A 19,064-nucleotide genomic window follows, 5' to 3' on the forward strand; every position below is an offset into this window, starting at 1 on the left:
TGCTGATCGCCTGATCGCCTGATTCACCGGATTTGCCTGATGTCGCCTGCGTGACGGCATTGGCGGCGATCGTAGCTGCTCGCGGGGTGTGTCCTCCGCTGATGCCTGCCCGGACGCTGATGGTTGCTCGGGCGATGGGGGCTGCCTGCCGTCACGGCAGGCTGTGTGACTCCCGGCGGCCCCACGATGGGCCCGACCCGCCGCCCGGGACGCCAGCTCCTGAAGAGTGTTGCCGTCCTGTAACGCACAGTTTTGCCCTACTGTTGACGTGTTTATGACGTGTATGTAACACTCGCTTTTCATGACGAGGCAGTCACCACCTGCGACGCATGCCGCACGGGGCGATCAAAATCACCCATCATGGCACCTTCGGGTTGATTCGAGCATGCACGATCTTGTCGAATCTTTCATTTGGGCGTCACGTCGTTCGCGTGAGTGGGTTCAGACCGGACGGGACCCGGGATATCTCCCGAGTTACTGGGCCGCTTTGACGGACCGGCCGATGTTCTATTCGAGGGACCTCGCCCATCAAATGCTCGGCGCGCATCTGCTGGGACTGGACGCGGAGAACCTTTCGATGCTCCGGCATTTCGCCGGATCGTCGAACGGCGCCCGCGGCTGGTATCCGTTGTGGGCGTTCGACTTCGACGGCACGCCGGCCGCCATCGACTACCACTCGGATGACGACTTCGTACGAGAGGTCCCGGCGCCATTCGAACTCGTCGAGAAGGCGGTCGAGCAATATCGCTGGACGGCGGACGACCGATTCCTGCTCGCTCCGGAGATCGCGGCGTTCGTGCGCAACACGATGACGTCGTTCGTCGACGCCCATGATCCCCTCGGGACGGGTGTCGCGGGCGAAGGCGGCAGCGGGGACATCTTCCGCGGAACGGCGACCTACAACGAAGGGGCGCGGCCACCGCACCTCCTGGTCGCCGCCGACGGGATCGCCAGCCAATGGGCGGCGCACCTGGCGCTCGGCACCGTCACCGGTACGGTGCTCGACGAGGAGTTCGCCGCGTGGAATCGTGAGCGGGCCGAGCAACTGGATGAGCACTTCTCGCAATCATGGTGGTTGCCCGGCGACCAGCACTACGCCGCGGGCTTCACCGCCGACGGACCGGCCGGCGGGTTCCGGCTGGAGAGCACCTGGTTCCCCGCGCTCAAGGGGATCATGCGCGACGACCAACGCTCGAGCGCGCATCTCGGCTTCCTCAGATCCGGCCTCGCGGCGACGCCGCCGTCCAACATCGAGGCTTTCACCTACCTTCCGGAGGCCTTCTTCCGGTACGGGTGGGACGACGAGGCGTTGCGGTGGATGCGCTATCTCGCGGGCTCCAGGGCGGACTATCCCGAGGTCCCCTTCACCCACGTCGCCCACGTCGCGGTCGGCCTGACCGGGCTGGAGCCGGGCGCCCAGGAGGGCGTCGTCCACACCCGCTCGCATCTTCCGGCCGGAGAGTGGATCGAGGTCGGAGAAGTTGCAGTCGGTGGTTCCGTCGTCGGGCTGCGGCACGAGGCCAGGGAGGCCACCGAGTTCGAGGTGACCGGCGGACCAGGTGTGACCTGGACCTCCACCTGGGACGACGGGCACGTCACCACGGTTGACGTGCCGAACGGTTCACGCGTACGCGCAGGCGCCGACGGCAGCGTCGTCGTGCTTCGCGAGCAGCGATAGATCACTGACAAAGGAGACCCCCTTGCACCGAAAGGCACTCGCCGCCGTCACCGCCGCCTCGGTCCTCGCGCTCGCCGCGTGCAGCAGTGAGACCAGTGGCGGAGGAGGCTCGGCCGGGACCACCACGATCAGCTTCGCCTTCTGGGGGACCTCCGATGAGGCTGCCACCATGAAGGCGATGATCGCGGCGTTCGAGAAGGCCAACCCGACGATCAAGGTCGAGCCCAACTGGATCCAGAGCGACTACGAGCAGAAACTCCAGACGTCGATCGCCGGCGGCGGCGCCCCGACCGTGGCGGAGATCTCCGACACCTCGCTGCCGAGCTTCGCCAACGCTTTCAAGAAGGTCGAGGTCGACAAGAGCGTCTACTACTCGCCGGCCGTCCAGAGGGCGGGTACGTTCGGCGGGGCCGACTACGCGGTGCCCTTCGTCGCGAAGAGCAAGGTCCTGGCCCTCGGCAAGGACGCCTTCGACAAGGCCGGTGTCGCCGTCCCGTCCGGCGCGACGCCGATGACGACCGCGGACTTCGTGGCCGCTGCCAAGAAGCTGACGTCGGGATCGGGCTCGAAGAAGATCTATGGCTCCGCGCCCCTTTGGTACGACGGCTGGCTGATCGCGGAGGGCGGCTCGTACTACAGCGCGGACGGCAAGCAGTGCACGATGGGCAACCCCGATGGGATCCGCGCCGCCCGGACCGTGGTGGACGCCGTGAAGACCGACGGCTTCGCGCCCAACCAGGCCGACGCCCAGGGGCAGGACATGTTCCAGTGGCTCGCCGACGGCAAGATCGCGATGCTGCCCGACTTCGGCCCGTGGAACATCGCCAAGATCGCCGCGCTGGACACCTCGAAGTTCCTCCTCGTGCCGACGCCCGGCAAGGGCGAGCCCATGGAGGTCGACAGCCTGGGCATCGCGAAGGACGCGAGTGAGGCGGAGACCGCCGCGGCGAAGACCTTCACGAAGTTCATGAGCTCGACCCCCGACGCGCAGAACCTCCTGGCGACGACGAAGTCCGCGCTCGGCATCCCCGTCATCAAGGGATCGCTCGACGCCTTCAAATCCATCGCCCCGACGGTGAACCTGCAAGCCTTCATCGACGCCGTCACGAACGCGGTGACCACGCCCGCCGTCAAGGACAAGGTGCGGATCGAGAGCGCCTTCTCAGGTGACCTGAACTCGCGCACCGCGATCGGGTCCGGCACCGAGGATCCGGCCGCCGTGCTGCCGCAGCTTCAAGCCGAGTGCCAGAAGCTGCTGGACGCGGCGCGGTGACGGTCACCGAGCGGATCGCGTAGAGGGGGATCGCGGCATGTCAGGCATCGTGGACGGGCTTGCGGGACTCCTCGAACGGCTGCACGTCGACGAGGGGCTCCGGCCCATCCTCTCCCTGGTCATCATCTTGGCCATCGTGTTCGGCCTCATCGGCGCCGCTCTGTGGGGCGCCCTCCGGGCGCGCTGGATCTCGCGGAACACCGCCGCGTTCTGGCTCTTCGTCTCCCCGTGGATCGTCGGCTTCGTGATCTTCACAGGTGGGCCGATGGTGTACTCCCTGGTCCTGTCATTCATGGACTGGGACCTGATCGATCCGGCGAAGTTCACGGGGCTCGCCAACTACCAGGAAGCCCTCTCCGATCCCAAGCTCGGCCAGGCGATCAAGGTCACCCTGACGTACGCCGTCGTGAGCGTTCCCCTGCAGACGGTGCTCTCCCTGGGTGTCGCGCTCCTGCTGAACGTCCGGGTCCGCGGGGTCAACGTGTTCCGGACCATCTGGTACCTGCCTTCGCTCGTGACGGGAGTGGCCCAGGCGGTGCTGTTCATCTGGGTCTTCCACCCCAGTTACGGCCTCGTCAACGGGCTGCTCGGCCTGTTCGGCGTCGACGGACCCAAGTGGCTCTTCGACGCCGACTGGGCCCTGCCCGCGGTGATTCTCATGAGCCTCTGGACCGTCGGCGGGAACATGATCATCTATCTCGCGGGCTTGCAGGACGTGCCGAAGAGCCTCTATGAGGCGGCCTCGATCGACGGTGCCGGGCGCTGGCGCTCGTTGTGGCACATCACGCTTCCCCAGGTGAGCCCCGTCATCTTCTTCAACGTGGTCACGGGTCTCATCGGTGCGATGCAGACCTTCACCCAGGGCTACGTGGTCACGCACAACGGGGGCGGCCCGTCCGACTCGCTTCTTTTCTACGTCCTGTACCTGTACCAGAACGCGTTCTCCTTCTTCCAGATGGGATACGCGTCCGCCCTGGCTTGGATCCTGTTCGGCATGATCATGGTGCTCACGGCGCTGGTGTTCCGGGGGAGCGCCTTCTGGGTCTACTACGAATCGCAACGGCCGAAGGAGCGGAGGCGGCGTGTCCATGTCAGCTAGCGCGGGAGCGGTGAGTGCGGAGGGGACGCGACCCCGGCCGCTCGGGCCCAGGATCTTCGCGCTCACACTGCTCGTGGTCGGCTCCGTCGTCTTCGTCTACCCCTTTCTCTGGATGATCGCGACCGCGCTGCGGACGCAGGCGGGTGTGTCGCAGGGAGGGGTGTCGCTCTGGCCCATCCAGTGGCAGTGGTCCAACTTCTCCGACGGTCTCGGGTCGTTTCCCTTCTGGACCTACCTGCGCAACTCGGTGCTGAGCACGCTCGTCCCGGTCGTCGCGGTGGTCTTCTCGTCGTCGCTCATCGGGTTCGCGTTCGCGCGGATCCGGGTGCGGGGCTCCGGGGTGCTGTTCGCGATCGTGCTGTCGACGATGTTGCTTCCCGGGGAGGTGACGATCGTTCCGCAGTTCATTCTTTTCAAGAATCTCGACATGATCGACACGCTGTGGCCGATCATCGTCCCGACCTTTTTCGGCTCCTCGTTCTTCATCTTCCTGTACCGGCAGTTCTATCTGCGATTGCCGGACGCGCTGACGGATGCCGCCCTCATCGACGGCGCGGGCTGGTTCCGTATCTGGTTCTCTATTTATCTGCCGCTTTCCCGGCCCATCGTCATCGCGACCGCGGTGCTGCAGTTCATGTCCTACTGGAGCAACTTCTTCCAGGCCGCGATCTACCTTTCGACGGAGCGGTGGAAGACGCTGCCGCTCGCCCTGGCGGGTTTCCAGTCCGTCCACGGCACGAACACTCCACTGTTGATGGCCACCACCTTGGTGGTGACCCTTCCGTGCGTTCTTCTTTTCTTCTTCGCGCAGCGTCACATCATCGGCGGAATATCATTCACGGGGATCAAATGACGGAAATCGAAACGCCTGCCGCGGGTGCCTCCTGGCTACCGGGGTGGACCCACTCGGAGCCTGAGGCGCCCGTCCCGCTGGGCGGCGATCACTCCGGCGCGGGGCTCCTGCTACGGGCGACGCGGCCGGGTGACGTACGCGAACTGCGGGGCGGAGTCTTCGAGGTCGTGTTCAGCACGCTGGGCGAGCCGCTCAGTCTTACCGTGACGATCCCGGCGACCGATGCGAGCGCGTGGTGGCGGCCGGGCAGCACTGTGCCGCACGCGACGATCCCGCCATCGTGGGGGGCGGCGGTCGACGAGACCGCCCTGCGGGGCATTCCGCTCGGGGCCCTGCTCGGCTCGCGCGACGTCGCCCGTCTGGTCTACGCGGTCGACACCGGCTGTAGCGAGACCCAGGTGCTGGCCGGCCTGGTGGAGGAGACCGCCGACTTCGTGATCAAGATCGCCGTCGGCGGCTCTGGCACGACAGGGGACGTGCGGCTTCTCCTGGACGTGTCCGGCGGCACCTTCGCGCAAGCCGTTCCCGAGGCGGGGCACTGGCTCCAGGGGGAGGAAGGCCATCGCGGGGCGCCGGGGGCCGAGGACGCGGTCCTGTGCACCTGGTATTTCGCGCACCAGCACGTCTCGGCCGCCACCGTACTCGCGCAGGCCGATCGCGCGGCCGCGATGGGGTTCGGCACCGTGATCGTCGATGACGGGTGGCAGACGAGCTCGCACGGCCGGGGATACGGATCGTGCGGCGACTGGGAGGTCACGGAGGACAAGTTCCCCGATGCGGCCGGCCTGGTCGAGGCGTTGCGCGCCCGAGGGCTGCGCACCGTGTGGTGGATCGGCACACCGTTCCTGGGCTATCGGGCGAAGGCCCGCGACCTGGGGCTTACGACGCTGCGCGACAAACCCGAGCTGGAGGCGGAGGTCCTCGACCCGCGAGACCCCCTCACCCGCGCCTACCTGGTCGGGCGGATGGAGGAGATCATCGCGCGGACGGGGGCCGACGGCCTGAAGCTCGACTTCCTGGAGGAGTTCCAGGGGGCGCCGGGTTCCGTGGCCGCGGCCGTCGACACCGTGTCCGAGATCGTCGACAGGCTACGAGGGCTCGGAGTCGAGCCGTTGATCGAGTTCCGGGAGCCGTACGTTCATCCAGAGCCCTCCCGGCACGCCTCGATGATCCGCGTCGGCGACTGCCCGTTGAACGCGGTCCAGAACCGCGTCGGCATCCTCGACCTGCGCCTGAGCCGGCCGGGCACGCCGATCCACAGCGACCCGATCATGTGGGCCGAGGGCGACAGCCCGGAGCGGGTCGCCCATCATCTGATCAACTCACTGCTGGGCGTGCCGCAGGTTTCCGTCGACCTGACGCGGCTTCCCGCCGGCCAGTCCGAGGCGCTCACGTTCTGGCTCAGTGTCTGGCGCGAGCACCGCGACCTGCTGCTGCACGGTCGGCTGGTGCCCGAGCGCCCCGAACTGATGTACCCGGTGGCCCGCGTTCACGACGGCGGCCGGCATTTCGTCGCGAGGTACGCGCCGCACGCCATCGCGATTCCGGCCGGCGACTGGACAGAACTGCTGGTCGCGAATGCCGACGACAGCTCCCCGATCCTGCTGAACGAGGGGGACGAGGTCAGCGCCGGCCTGGAGATCTGGGACGCCAGGGGACGACGGGTCGCCGACGGGGACATCGTTCTGGCGTCCGGGCCCCACGCGCTGGCCATTCCCTCCGGCGGGCTGGCCCGGTTGCGCCGGGCCCTTTCCTCGATGCCCTCGACATGACGGAGGGCTCCGCGACGACGTTCACCGACGATTCCCCCGGCCCTCCCTGCCGGGCCGATCTCTAGCCCGGTGCCGGCGACGCTGGACGTCACCGACTTCGGGGCGGCTCCCGGCAGCCGCTCCGATGCCGCGCCCGCGGTCGCGGCGGCGCTCCGGGCCGCCGGCGCCGTGGCGGGGCCGGTGGTCCTCCGATTCCCGCCGGGCGACTATCACTTCTGGCCGGACGGTGCTCAACGTCGTGAGCTTTACGTCTCCAACACGGTGGGGGACGATCCGCGATACCGCGAGAAGACGATCGCCGTACTCGTCGAGGCGATGGACGATCTCGTCATCTCGGGGGAAGGCGCCCGCATCCTCCTTCATGGGCTCCAGACGACCTTCGCCGTCATCGACTCGCGGCGGGTGCGCGTCGAGGGACTCGAGTTCGATTTCGCGGTGCCGACGGTCGTCGACGCCACGGTCGTGGACGGGGGCGTCGAGGCGGGGCGGGCGTACCGGGTGATCCGGGTGCCCGAGGTCACGCTGTTCTCCGTCGAAGGGCGCTCGATCCGCTGGCACGGTGAGGCCCTCGGCTCGGGCGCCGTCGCCTGGGAGGGCCGTGACGCGCTCGAGTACACGCAGATTCATGATCCGTCCGGCCACAGGACGCGGCGCGGCCCGAACCCGCTCTTCGACGACGTCCGGTCGATCAAGGCGGTGGGGAAGCGCGAGATACGGATCGACTACGACCGCGGCGAGGAACCGGCCGACGTCGGCGTCGTCTATGAGATGCGCCTGACGACACGTGATCATCCCGGCGCGCTCGTGCTCGACAGCTCCGGCGTGACGTTGTCCGGGCTGCGTTTCCGGTTCCTGCACGGCTTCGGCGTCGTGGCACAGGCGAGCCGTGACGTCACGATCGAGGGCTGCGAGTTCCGAAGCCCACCGGGTAGCGGGCGGCACACGGCGGGTTTCGCCGACTTCATCCAGTTCTCCGGATGCTCGGGAGTCGCGGCCGTTCGCGAGTGCCTCTTTGACGGGCCGCATGACGACCCGATCAATGTGCACGGCACCTACCTCCGCATCGCCGATCAGCCTGATCGCCGCACGCTGGTGCTCGAGTACGCGCATCCGGAGACGGCCGGACTCCCGCAGTTCTCACCCGGCGACCTGATCGAGATCGTCGAGCGGGAGACGCTCCAGGCGATCGCGACCGCGACGGTGGAGCGCGTACGGCAGCCGAGCGGGCGGGATCGCGCCCACCCGCTCGGGGTCATCGTCCTGACCGTCGGCTCCGAGCTTCCCGGCGACCTCACCGGGCGGGCCGCGGTGGAGAACGTGACCCGGACGCCGGCCGTGCACATCGCCCGCAACCTCTTCCGGAACGTGCCCACGCGCGCCGTGCTCGTGACCACGCGGCGTCCGGTGGTCATCGAGGACAACCGCTTCGAGCGCCCGGGAATGGCCGCGGTCTACGTCTCAGGCGACGCCGCCGAATGGTGGGAGTCCGGGCCGGTACGCGATCTGATCGTCCGCGGGAACGAGTTCGTCGAACCGGGTGGACCGGCGGTCTTCATCGATCCCCAGAACACGCGGGCCGACTCCGCGTACCCGGTTCACCGCGGCGTCGTCGTCGAAGGAAATCGCTTCGTGCTCCGTGACGTCCCGGCGCTCGACGCCAAGAGCACCCGGGGCATTCGCTTCAGGGACAACAGCATCGTGCGCTCCGGGCCGGAGGCATGGGACGTCGTCCTCCGGTCGTGCACGGACGCGGACATCGATGAGCCGACATTGCGGGTCACCGAGCTCGGATGAGCGACACCACGGTTCGGCAGGGTGTCGGCAGGTGTTACAGCAGGGATCCGGCGAGCGGGATGTTCTGCGTCCGCAGGGCGCCGGTGACCAGCCGGGCGATCCGCCGGGCGCCGTACGCCTCGAAGTGGGTGTGGTCGTTGCAGAAGAACTGTCCGAGCGGCCCGGAGGCGTAATCGCCGTTGTTGGGGCACAAGCCCAGGGAGTTGTAGTAGTCGACGCTGAGGGTCTGCAGGTCGATGACCGGTGAGCCGGTGGCGGCGCCGGCCGCGGTGGTCTGGGAGACGAAGCCGCGGTTCTTGACCGCGCTGCTGCCCGAGCAGGTGATGGCCGCGACGGCGGTGAGCAGGATCGGGTGGGCGCCACGGTCCTTCGCCGCCTGCGCCATCATCGTCATCAGCGCCTGGTACCGGGCGGTGCCGACGTGGCGCGGGCAGGTCGTCGAGCTGTCGTTGATGCCGAACTGGATGAACAGGTAGTCACCGGCCTTCATGTTCGCGAGCATCTGCTGCCACCGGGGCGAGTAGGTGGTGGAGCTGAGGACGCACTCGCCGTTCGAGCCGATCGTGGAGGTCACGTTCCCCTCGTAGAGCCAGGTCTGGATGCTGCGCCCGGCGACGGCGAGGTTGTCGACCACGATGTTGCTGTGGAACAGCGAGTCGAATTCGGTGGCCCAGCCCACGGGGCAGGTGGCACTGGGGTCGGCCATGGTCGAGTCGCCGGCCATCCAGACGGTGGTCGTCGCCACGGCGGCGGTCGCGGCCACATTGGCGGCCCGGGCGTCGCACCCGGTCGCGCCGATCACTGTGGCCGAGGCGGGGCTCGGGGCGACCAGCGACAGGGATGTCACCAGGGCAGAGACGATTGATAAGAGGACCTTACGCATGGTTTCTCCTGTCACCCGAATGGCGAAAGGACCGCGCGGGCATCGACGGTGCCGACGGAGATTCCAGCCGAAAGCGTTAGCGCTAACATTCAACGGGTCATCCCCTCGTGGGCACCATTGAGGGCTGGCGGTTATGCCACAGAGCGAATATGACGCCGCCGAGGCTTGTCAATTGCGGTGTCAGCTCTGCTGTCCCCGCCGATCGCGAAGGTCTTCTTACCGGGCATTGCCTCTTCGGGGTGCTGGTGCAGTGAGATTTCAGCCGGGTTCAACCCATTGTCTTGGTCGAACGCGGTTCCCGTACCGGCGTGGGTTCGCTTGCACGGCGGTGGTCAAGGCCGCCGGATCGCCCGCCCACGCTGGTCGTACCCGATGAAAATTTCAGAAGGGGGCTCAGTGGTCGTGGCAGCAGGCGACTCGGGCGCCCTCGAGCTCGGTGGGGTCGTTCCACCAGTGGCTCGCTGTGCTCTGGTGAACGGGGACGCGGTCCTTGACCTTGCCGGACGGTGCGGAGGCCGCGGGTGTCGCCTGGTCGGTGGTGGTGGAGGACGGGTAAGGCGCGAGGAGCTGCTCGATGGTGTGGTGTCTCCCGCCGACGACGACGGCCGTGACGTTGGCGGCGTCCTCGATGCGGGACAGCGGGTCGCCGTCGATGATGGCCAGGTCGGCGTACATGCCCTTGGCGATCCTGCCCAGCGGGAGGCCGAGGTAGGCCCCGGACGTGCTGGTCGCGGCGGTGAGCGTTTCCCGCGGGGTCAGGCCGTACTTGACCATGGCGCGCAGGTTCATGTGCAGGCTGATCCCTAGGTGATCGATCGGTGCGTCGGTGCCGGCGGTGACCACGCCGCCGCCGCGGATCATCGCCGTGAGCTGCGCGACCTGGTTGGCGAGGTTCGTCCGGATCACCCGGACCGCCGTCGGGTCGGCGGTCTGAGCCGTGGTGACCGTCGCCTGGAGCTGCGCCATACGCCAGTTCGGGTAGAGCCGGCGGACCCGTTCGTCGGTGACCAGCGAGGTGTCGTCCCTGTAGAGGGCCGAGGAGGTGAACAGGGTGGGGGTTCTGGCCATCTTCGAGGCGTTGAACATGGCGATGACGTCGGAGTAGGCGGAGCCGACGTTCGTGACGGTGCGTGAGTAGCCGAACCGGTTGGTGGCGCCGACGTGCTCGGTCTGGTCGCCACCCATGGCGATCGCCGGATAGTGGTAGTGCGAGCTGACCGGCTTGCCCTGGCGGTGGGCCCAGTCGATGACCTCTTTGTGCCAGATGACCGGTAGCCGCACGTAGCACTTCATCATGTCGTAGTCGAGGGCGGCGGCCCGCCGCAGTTCGAGGAGCAGTTGGTCGTGGGAGTACGTCGGGCGCATGAAGTTGTAGTAGATGCGCGGCCCGTCGATGGCTTCGCCCGTGCCCAGGTAGCGCGGTGCGAGCCGGGCGCCGGACTGCACTGACTCGCGCTCCTCGACCATGTGGTACGCGGGCGAGCCAGGTGAGCGCGTCGTGGTGACGCCCAGGGCGAGCCACAGCGGACCCTGTCGCGATCCATAGGCGTAGCCCTGCATCTCACGGTGATGGTGGATGTCGATCAGGCCGGGCATGACGAACCTGTCGCGGGCGTCGATCCGGGCGCCGGGCCTTCCGTCCCGGTGCGGCTCGATCGCGGCGATGCGCTGGCCTCGTACGATGATGTCGACGTCGCGGACGACGCTCTTGGAGACGCCGTCCCACATGCGGCCGGCGTGAATGACCACCTGATCGGGGCCGGTGTCGTTGCGCCAGGTCAGCCGCATCGGAATCGACCGGGCGGGCTCGCCGTCGAGGCGCACGCTCTTGAGACGTCCCTCGTTCAGGTAGAGGAGGCCGGCCGAGCCGCCTGCCCAGACAGGGGCGTCGGAGACCTCCCGGGTGACCTGGCGGGCGCTGCCGGTGGGCCGTCCGGTCTTGTCGACGGGCAGGACCCACAGGAGCGATTCCATGGCGAAGGCGAGCATGGTGCCGTCAGGTGACCAGACTGGGCCGTCGTCACCACGGGTCTGCAAGGACCGGTGTGGCGCGGGGTCGATGTACGCGCCGGCACCCGTGGCCCGGTCGATGAGCAGGATCTTGGACAGTCCCTCACGGTAGCGTCGTGAGTACGGCACCACCGCGGCCAGCGCGAGGGTTTTGCCGTCGGGCGACCAGGTCGGGCGACCTGGTTCGAAGGTGGCGTCGAAGACCTTCTGGATGTCGCCGGTGGAGACGTTCACCACCCACAGGGCGCCGTCCTGGTCCAGGTAGGCGATCTCCCTCCCGTCGGGTGACCATCGGACCGACAGGGCGGCGGAGTCGGTCAGATGGGTCATCTGCCGGTCGGCGCCGGTGCTCAGGTCGCGGACCCAGATATTGAGAGTGCCGGTGCGATCGGTGACGAAGGCCAGTTGCCGCCCGTCCGGGGAGAAATCGGGGTCGCTTTTCCACCAGCGGTCACGGAAAAGCGGTTCCGGCGTGCCAGCGTCGCGCATCAGATAGATGTCGTTGAGCGCGCGGAAAGCGATGGCGGACCCGTCCGGGGACACGGCCGGGCTGCCGATTCCGACGACGGGGAATGACCCGGGCTCGTCGAATACGCGGACCCTCTTCTTGTACTTCGGAGTCGTCGTCGTCAGCGCGGCGGTGAAGCCGATGGTGCCGACGGACGCGGAGTTGAGGCGGCGGACCTTGATGGTGCCCGCGGAAGTGTAGTAATAGCGTCCGTCCGGGGCGAACCGGGCACGGAACGGGAAGACCTCCTCGCCGGTGACGAGGGTGCCCGCGGTGCCGGCCAGATCATTGGCGCCCGAGTGGAAGAGGTGGTAGGCGAGGTCGGTGCCGTTCGGCAGCCAGGACGGCTGGTGAATGACCTGACCGGCGGGGACCGTGACCGCGGTGGCGCGCGTGCCGGTGGCGACCTCGATGACGTCGATCCTGGTGTCGGCGACGACGAACGCGACCTTGCTCCCGTCGGGTGACCAGGCCGGCTCGTACTCCTCGGCGGAGGTGTCGGTCAGGACGCGGGTCGCTCCGGTGGCGACGTCGAGCAGGTGGATCCCGTAGCTGCCCCCGGCATCGGAGGAGTAGGCGATGGTGCGCCCGTCCGGGCTGTAGCGGGGCTCGCGATGATCGAATGGGCCGGTGGTCAACTGCTTGATCGCGGACCCGTCGGGCCGGATCGTCCACAGATTGAAGACACCGTCCCGGTACGACTGGAACACGATGGTGGATCCGTCCGGAGACCAGTCGGGCTGGGCGATGTCGTACAGATCGCTGGTGAGCCTGCGGGCGGTGCCCCCGGAGGCGGAGCAGACCCACAGGACACCGAGCAGATCGAGGGCGAGCAGGCGGCCGTCGGGCGAGGACGCGACGGCGAAGTCGGTGCCGGAGGCGACGGCTGTCTTACCGGTGTTCCCCGCTACGCCGGCTCTCGCCGGTGCGGCCGGGGTGAGCACGGCGGCGAGGGCGGCACCGCCGCCCGCCAGGACGGCCCGGCGAGACGGGCGCGACATCGATCCGGAAGTGGAGATGAACGCGTCGGGAGGAACCGGTGAGTGAGACATCGGGGATTTCCACTCCACTATTCACACATGGTCAGATAGTCATCGAGCTGACAGCCTTCGCGAAGAAGGCGGCAGCGAACGGCTGAACGTGATGACGCGCGATTCATGATCCGAGGCGAAATGCGTTATCTGCCGGGAGATCATCCACCTGTCGAGGCGGCTGGTGTGCTCATTGAGAGTAGGGGGACCCGCTTGGCTCGTGTAAGCGCATAGGGATGTACATACGTCGGTCAACAGAATTGGTCAAGAGGGGCCGGTGAGACAGGGGGTCCACGCCGGACGGGATGGCCGGGTGTGAAGGCTGGTCGGGTGAGACGTGGCGTCCCAAGGATCACGATTCCGATACGTTGGGGCGTATGCTCCCCGCCCTTGACGCGTCACAGGTTCCGTCCCGGTTCGCCTGGCTGGACGCGTTGCGCGGCATCGGCGCTCTGGCCGTAGTGGGGGAGCATCTGACGACCTGGGCGATGCCGTGGCTGCGGCCTACCTCGTTCAACCTCGGCGTCTACGGCGTGCTGGTGTTCTTCCTGGTCAGCGGCTACATCATCCCATCCTCGCTGGAACGGCACGGCGACGTGCGGGCTTTCTGGATCGGCCGGTTCTTCCGCCTCTATCCGCTCTACCTGGCGGTCATCGCCCTGGTCCTCGCTCTGGCCTGGTGGATTCCCGTGCGGCAGGAGGTGTCCAGGGACCTGTCCTCGGTCGCCGCGCACCTGACGATGCTGCTGGACGCGGTGGGGGCGGCAGGTGTGCTGAACACCATGTGGACACTGTCGTACGAGATGGTGTTCTATCTGCTGGCCGCGGCGCTGTTCGTGGCCGGTGTACGCGACGGGCGGAACCTGCTTCCGGCCACCTTCGCGCTGATCGGCGCAGTCGCCGGGCTGGTCCTGACCGGGCCGCCGCTGTCGGGTGGCTGGCTGGCCTGGGTGTCGTCCGGCCTCTTCGTGGCCGGGCTCGGCTGCGTGGTCTCCGGCCGCGGGCGTACGGTCGCGGCCTGCGCGTTGGGTGTGATGGGGCTGGCTCTGGTACTGCTGAGCAGCCGCGTCCCCTGGTTCGGGGCGGCGATCCTGGCGGTGATGTTCGCCGGCACGGCGATCCGTCGCTGGGAACGCGGGCAGGCGCCGCTCTGGCCCGTGGCCGTCACCGCGATGGTCGTGGCCGCGACGCCGCTCTGGGCGCTCAACGCCGGCTGGTGGTGGGTGCGACCGGACGTGTGGGGGCTGACCGTCCTCCTCGCCGCCCTCACCTTCGCCGGTGGCATGGCCTTACGTGCTCGCCCCCTTCCTGCCGTGCTCACCTGGCTCGGCACGATCAGTTATTCCCTCTACCTGGTCCACCTGCCGATGCTCCTGATCGTCATGCGGGTGGCCGGTGAGATGCGCTGGTCGCCGCTGCCCCTGCAGATCGGGATCAGCGTGGTCTTCCTGAGCCTGCTCATGCCGGCCAGCTGGCTCAGTCACCGCCTCATCGAAGGCCCCATGCAGCGCCTCGGCCGCCGTCTGGTTTCCCGGCCCGCACTTCGCGAGGTCAGTCTTCGGCGAGGACGATGACCAGGTCGCGGGGGCCGAGCGTGACCGGGTCGGACTTGCCGGGGTTGAGCACCACGCCGTAGTTGGGCGGGGCGGTGGCCTCGACCGTCAGCCGGTAGCCGATGGCGGTCTCGCCGCGGGCCCGGGCGGAGGCGATGACGGTGGCGAAACTGACCGTCATCCCAGGGTGGATGTAGTCGGTGGCGGGCTTGAGGTAGATCTCCGAGCCGTCGGCGTCGAAGAGGTAGCGGAACACCCCGCCCAGGTGCGGGTTCTCCGACAGCTGGGTCATCAGCAGGCTGATCAGCTTGGTGCCGACCACGAAGTCGTCAGCCTTGGTCACCTGGGCCAGGCGGCGGTTGCGGTCGTCGTTCATCTCGCTGACGATCGGGAAGCGCTGCCCGGTACGGGATGCCAGGTCGCGCAGGTGCAGCAGCGTCACCAGCGTGCGTGAATCCGCGTGCTGCGACTCCAGCCGGTCGTCGGCCAGCACGATGATGTGGTCGAACATGCCCGGCTCCAGCGACTCCAGCGTGATCCGGTCGGTGGTGTCGCACTCCTTGACGTTCAGGGCCAGGTTGGGGAGCTCGAACGCGAACGCGGATTCGTCGACGGCGGCGGCCACGTTCAGGATCGAGCCGGGGGCCACGTACTGGTCGAGCTCGGCGACGATTTTCGGGGCGCGGCTGTTCCAGCCGAGCATCAGTGTGCGTTCCGGAGGCGCGGCCTCGCGGGCGGGATGGGTGATCGCCTGCTGGACGACGGGCGGGAAGCCGCGGACGAGCCGGACGGTGGAGTCGTCCTCGGCGATCACGATCATCTGGTCCCCGTCCATGACCTGGGTGTCCATGGGCGGGTTCAGGACCACCGAGCCGTCGCCGCGTCGGATCCCGATCAGCGAGGCGGTCTCGTACGCGAACAGCGCCTCCCCGTACGGGAAACCGGTCAGCTTCGGCTCCGTCCGCATGTAGATCTCGTCGCCGCCGAAGTCCAGCAGATCGGTGACCACCACCGACAGGCCCGACTGGCGGCAGGTCTGCACGATGAGGCGGGAAGCGATGTCGTCGGTGTCGACCACCTGCGCGTGCCCGTTGGCGGCCAGTTCGGCCGCGACGCGGTTGCCGCTGTCGGTCACCGAGGCGATGATCGGCGGGCGGCGGCGGCGCCAGTTGCGGTTGGTCAGAGCGAGGAGCGTCTTGACGACGTGCGCGTCCGGATCCGCACCCGCGGGGGAGAGGACGATGACCGACCGGGCGGTGTCCAGGCTGAGCAGGTCGAGATCGGTCGGCTCCGCGGTGCTGCCGCTGCGTACGACGATGCGGGTCTTGCCGGTGTCGCCGACGCGCGTGCGCAGTTCCTCCTCCATCTCCAGCTTGTCGCCGTCACCGAGGATGGCGATACAGGACCTGGCTTCGCTGGCGTTGGCCTCGACCAGCTCGGGGATGATCGTGAAAACCTGATCCGACCAGCCGACCAGCACCGTGTGGCCGGACTCGACGATGCGGGAGCGGCCCTTGCGCAACTCGGTCAGCTTGTTGTCCAAGCCGGTGGTGAGGACGCCGACGAGGCTGGAGACGATGAGCAGGCCGCCGATCGTGATGGCGAACCCGAGGACCGTGAAGATCGTGCTGCCCTCGTTGTCGCCCGCGACGGTGCCCGGGTCCATGGCGCGCATGAGGCTGCCCCAGAGCGCGTCGTACCAGCTGTCGTGGACGTCCTTGTCGGCGAAGACTATGGACAGGCCCGCGAAGATCACGACCATCACGACGGTGACGAGGGCGAGCCAGCCGATGAGGGCGGGTGTGCCCTTCGACATGCTGTTGTCGAACCGGTAGCGCAGACGTTCTCGTCGTGTGGCCATGACCTAACCCATCGTTTTGGGCATCCTCTCGCCTGAGGCGGTAAGGGATGTGGCGAACGGTACCAATCGCCACAATTGTCCCCTTGCTTCTATGTTGCCGCTTGCATCTCGCTAACAAAGGGGGGATACCGGGGGAGAGAGCGGCGAGGGAGAGAGTTAGGTCTTGTTCTTGGCGGGCGCGCATGCCGAGTCCAGCGTGTCCAGTCGGTCGGACGGCTGGGTGAGCCGGCGTGGTGATCGCGTGGTGGTGGGCGTACTGGCAGGAGATGGAGTGGCGGCCCCGGCGCGGACGACCTTGCCGGAGCGTGCGATGGCGGCCCGCACCGCCTTGCGGATGCGCGGGTAGTCGGGATAGGCCGGGTTGTAGGCGGGTGGTACGAAGTTCATCTTGGCCACCTTGGCGCCCTTGACCCGCTGAGCGAGCGGCACCAGGTCCTGCAGCAGCTCGCGCGGGATGTCGGTGCGAAAGGTCTCCTTGGCGGCCTTGGCCAACGCGTTGAACTTCAACAGCACGTTGCTCGGGTTGAGCTGGTTGAGCATGGCGCTCATCACGCACTGCTGGCGGAGCATGCGGGTGTGGTTGTCGGCGCCGGCGCAGGTGCTGCCCGGATGGTCGCGGGCCCTGCCGTACCACAGGGCCTCGTTGCCGTCGAGGGTACGGGTGCCGGCCTTGACCACGCCGCCGTCGGAGCGGCCCACGCCGTAGCAGACGTCCTGCTCGACGTTGATGGTGACGCCGCCGAGAGCGTCGATCAGGCGTGCCACGCCCCACATGTTGACCAGCATGTAGTAGTCGACCTTGAGGCCCAGGATCTGGCCGAGCGTGCCCTTGACGGCCTCCGGGGCGCGGTCGGGAGAGTGGCCGGCGACCTCGGGGTGCGTGTCGGCGTACGCCCAGACCGCGTTGAGCAGGTCGGCCGAGCCGCGGCCCTGGGCCGGCGGCAAATAGAAGTTCTTCGGCGGCGGGAACCGCCTGGCCAGCGCGGATCCCGGCGCGAACGGCGCGTTCTCCATCTCGCGCGGCAGCGCCAGGACCACCGAGTTGCCTGTGTGGACATCGATGCTGACCACGTTGATGCTGTCGGTACGGATGCTCACGCCCTTGCGCGAGGCGGCGCCGTCCCCGCCCAGCAGCGCGATGTTGACCCGATCGCGTCCCTGCCACGGATCCTGGTGATCGATCGGCTTGGACGGTGCGGCCTTGAAGACGCTGCCGATCGCGTCGTCAGAGGTACGAGCGGTCGTGGCGGCCAGCCCGAAAGGCAGCGCCACGGTCACCGCCAGCACGCCCGCGACCGAGGCCGTACCGAGTTGTCCCCACTTGCCGAGCCTGGCAGGTCGCAGCACGATGTACGAGCTGATCACGACCCCGGCCCAGGCCAGCCCGGCTGCCACGCACAGGCCAGTGACCACGGCCAGCCAGGTCGGATCGAGCAACAGACCAGCCAGCGCGTTACGGTTGATCAGCGCGATCACGGCACCGATCAGCAGCACGCCGAAGATCCCCAACATGATCATGCCGGTACGCTTGCGGCCCGCCCGTAGATGTACGATGCCCGGCACGACGACCGACGCGAGCGTCCAGCCGATGACGGATGGAGCAGTCCACCTGCGCATCCAACCTCCCCCATAGGCAATATTTGCCTCATTGCGCAGGGAACTTAGCAAATCCCCTCGCTTGGGGTGACCTTGTCGATCGATTGGCCTCTGGCGAGCCCGGCCGCCGGGGCTCGATCCCGGTGTTGATCGTTCACCGGCCACCTGGTCTCCGGATCCTGAGGACCGGACGCCTCATACCCAGAACAAAGACCCTGGACCAGCCCTATCGCCCTAGGTCGGATGGGTACGGACGATTCGCTGCACGGCGGAGACGGCACGGACGAGGTGGGTTTCGGCGCGGTCGGCTCGATGGGCGACCGCCAGGTCGATGGCCGCGGGAGGGGCCAGCGGCCGGAAGGCGACGCCTTCCAGCGCCAGGGCCGTCACCGGTTCGGGGACTACGGCCGCGCCGAGCCCGCCCGCGACGAGCGTGATCAGGGTGGAGGTCTCGCCGACCTCGTGCCGGATCCGGGGCTCGACGCCGGTGTCGCGGAACAGCCCGAGGACGACGTCGTACATCACCGAGCGGCGGTCAGCGGAATGGACGATGAGGTCGATGCCCGCCAGATCGATGATCGTCACCTGCCGCTGGGCGGCCAGAGGAGCCTCAGCGGGGACCGCGACGACGAGCCGGTCCCGGCGCAGCGGCAGAACCGTGAGCGAGAGATCGGCGATCGGCGGGCGCAGCAGCGCCACGTCGATGTCACCGGTTCGCAGTGCGGCTACCTGGTCGGGCACCAGCATCTCGCCGCGGAAGGAGAAGTCGACGCCCGGCAGCTCGTGGGACAGGCCGCGGGCGAGCGCGGGCAGCAGGCTGTAGGTCGCCGAGCCTACACAGCCGATCGCGAGATGGCCGACCGCGCCGGCCGCGACCCGGCGTGCCTCGCTTGCCGCCTCGTCCACCGCGTCGAGGATCCGGCGGGCCCGGGCCAGGTAGCCACGGCCCGCGTCGGTGAGGCCGACCCGGCGCGTGGTCCGCTGGAGGAGTTCCACGCCCAGATCATCCTCGAGCCGGCGGATCGCCTGCGACAGAGGTGGCTGGGCCATGTGGAGCCGCTCGGCGGCCCGCCCGAAGTGGAGCTCCTCGGCGACGGCCACGAAGTACCGCAGGTGACGTAGATCCATAGCTGCTGCGTCTCAATAGGGCTGG

12 protein-coding genes are annotated in these 19,064 nt (G+C 68.0%); 7 read left to right on the plus strand and 5 right to left on the minus strand.

The annotated features are described in order from the left end of the window. Positions 1-502: 502 nt before the first annotated feature. The 6 genes from AB0H88_RS14715 to AB0H88_RS14740 all read left to right on the plus strand — a co-directional run bounded on the left by AB0H88_RS14715 (position 503) and on the right by AB0H88_RS14740 (position 8,469). On the plus strand, positions 503-1,678 hold the full coding sequence (locus AB0H88_RS14715) for a hypothetical protein (RefSeq protein WP_357644398.1): 1,176 nt from the start codon (positions 503-505) through the stop codon (positions 1,676-1,678). 22 nt (positions 1,679-1,700) lie between these two features. After that, on the plus strand, positions 1,701-2,951 hold the full coding sequence (locus AB0H88_RS14720; RefSeq protein WP_357644400.1) for an extracellular solute-binding protein: 1,251 nt from the start codon (positions 1,701-1,703) through the stop codon (positions 2,949-2,951). Between the two features lie 37 nt (positions 2,952-2,988). Beyond that, positions 2,989-4,050, plus strand: coding sequence for a sugar ABC transporter permease (locus AB0H88_RS14725; RefSeq protein ID WP_357644402.1), 1,062 nt, complete (start codon positions 2,989-2,991; stop codon positions 4,048-4,050). Between the two features lie 112 nt (positions 4,051-4,162). Continuing rightward, entirely contained in the window at positions 4,163-4,903 is a 741-nt protein-coding gene (locus AB0H88_RS14730; protein ID WP_357644404.1) for a carbohydrate ABC transporter permease, read from the plus strand. Beyond that, positions 4,900-6,675: an alpha-galactosidase gene (locus AB0H88_RS14735; protein WP_357644407.1), complete on the plus strand. Its 1,776-nt coding sequence runs from the start codon at positions 4,900-4,902 to the stop codon at positions 6,673-6,675. Before AB0H88_RS14730 ends, AB0H88_RS14735 begins: the two co-directional genes overlap by 4 nt. 69 nt (positions 6,676-6,744) lie before the next feature. Continuing rightward, positions 6,745-8,469: a right-handed parallel beta-helix repeat-containing protein gene (locus AB0H88_RS14740; RefSeq protein ID WP_357644409.1), complete on the plus strand. Its 1,725-nt coding sequence runs from the start codon at positions 6,745-6,747 to the stop codon at positions 8,467-8,469. Positions 8,470-8,503: 34 nt separating this feature from the next. Here AB0H88_RS14740 and AB0H88_RS14745 read toward each other — a convergent pair whose 3' ends face one another. After that, a complete protein-coding gene (locus AB0H88_RS14745; protein WP_357644411.1) occupies positions 8,504-9,352 on the minus strand; it encodes a hypothetical protein in 849 nt (282 codons plus the stop codon). Between the two features lie 393 nt (positions 9,353-9,745). Continuing rightward, positions 9,746-12,871 carry an amidohydrolase family protein gene (locus tag AB0H88_RS14750; protein WP_357644413.1) on the minus strand — a complete coding sequence of 1,042 codons (3,126 nt, stop codon included), beginning with the start codon at positions 12,869-12,871 and terminating at the stop codon, positions 9,746-9,748. Positions 12,872-13,278: 407 nt separating this feature from the next. Between AB0H88_RS14750 and AB0H88_RS14755 the strand changes: the two genes are divergently transcribed. Further along, entirely contained in the window at positions 13,279-14,475 is a 1,197-nt protein-coding gene (locus AB0H88_RS14755) for an acyltransferase (protein ID WP_357644415.1), read from the plus strand. Here AB0H88_RS14755 and AB0H88_RS14760 read toward each other — a convergent pair. The 3 genes from AB0H88_RS14760 to AB0H88_RS14770 form a co-directional block, all read right to left on the minus strand. Then, positions 14,453-16,315 carry a potassium transporter TrkA gene (locus tag AB0H88_RS14760; RefSeq protein WP_357644418.1) on the minus strand — a complete coding sequence of 621 codons (1,863 nt, stop codon included), beginning with the start codon at positions 16,313-16,315 and terminating at the stop codon, positions 14,453-14,455. The genes AB0H88_RS14755 and AB0H88_RS14760 overlap by 23 nt on opposite strands. A 156-nt stretch (positions 16,316-16,471) precedes the next feature. Beyond that, on the minus strand, positions 16,472-17,932 hold the full coding sequence (locus AB0H88_RS14765; protein WP_357644421.1) for an LCP family protein: 1,461 nt from the start codon (positions 17,930-17,932) through the stop codon (positions 16,472-16,474). 213 nt (positions 17,933-18,145) lie between these two features. Then, a complete protein-coding gene (locus tag AB0H88_RS14770; protein ID WP_357644424.1) occupies positions 18,146-19,039 on the minus strand; it encodes a LysR substrate-binding domain-containing protein in 894 nt (297 codons plus the stop codon). Positions 19,040-19,064: the final 25 nt, after the last annotated feature.

Origin of the sequence: Nonomuraea sp. NPDC050680 (genome assembly GCF_040654555.1) — a bacterium.
In the GTDB taxonomy this organism is placed as follows: domain Bacteria; phylum Actinomycetota; class Actinomycetes; order Streptosporangiales; family Streptosporangiaceae; genus Nonomuraea.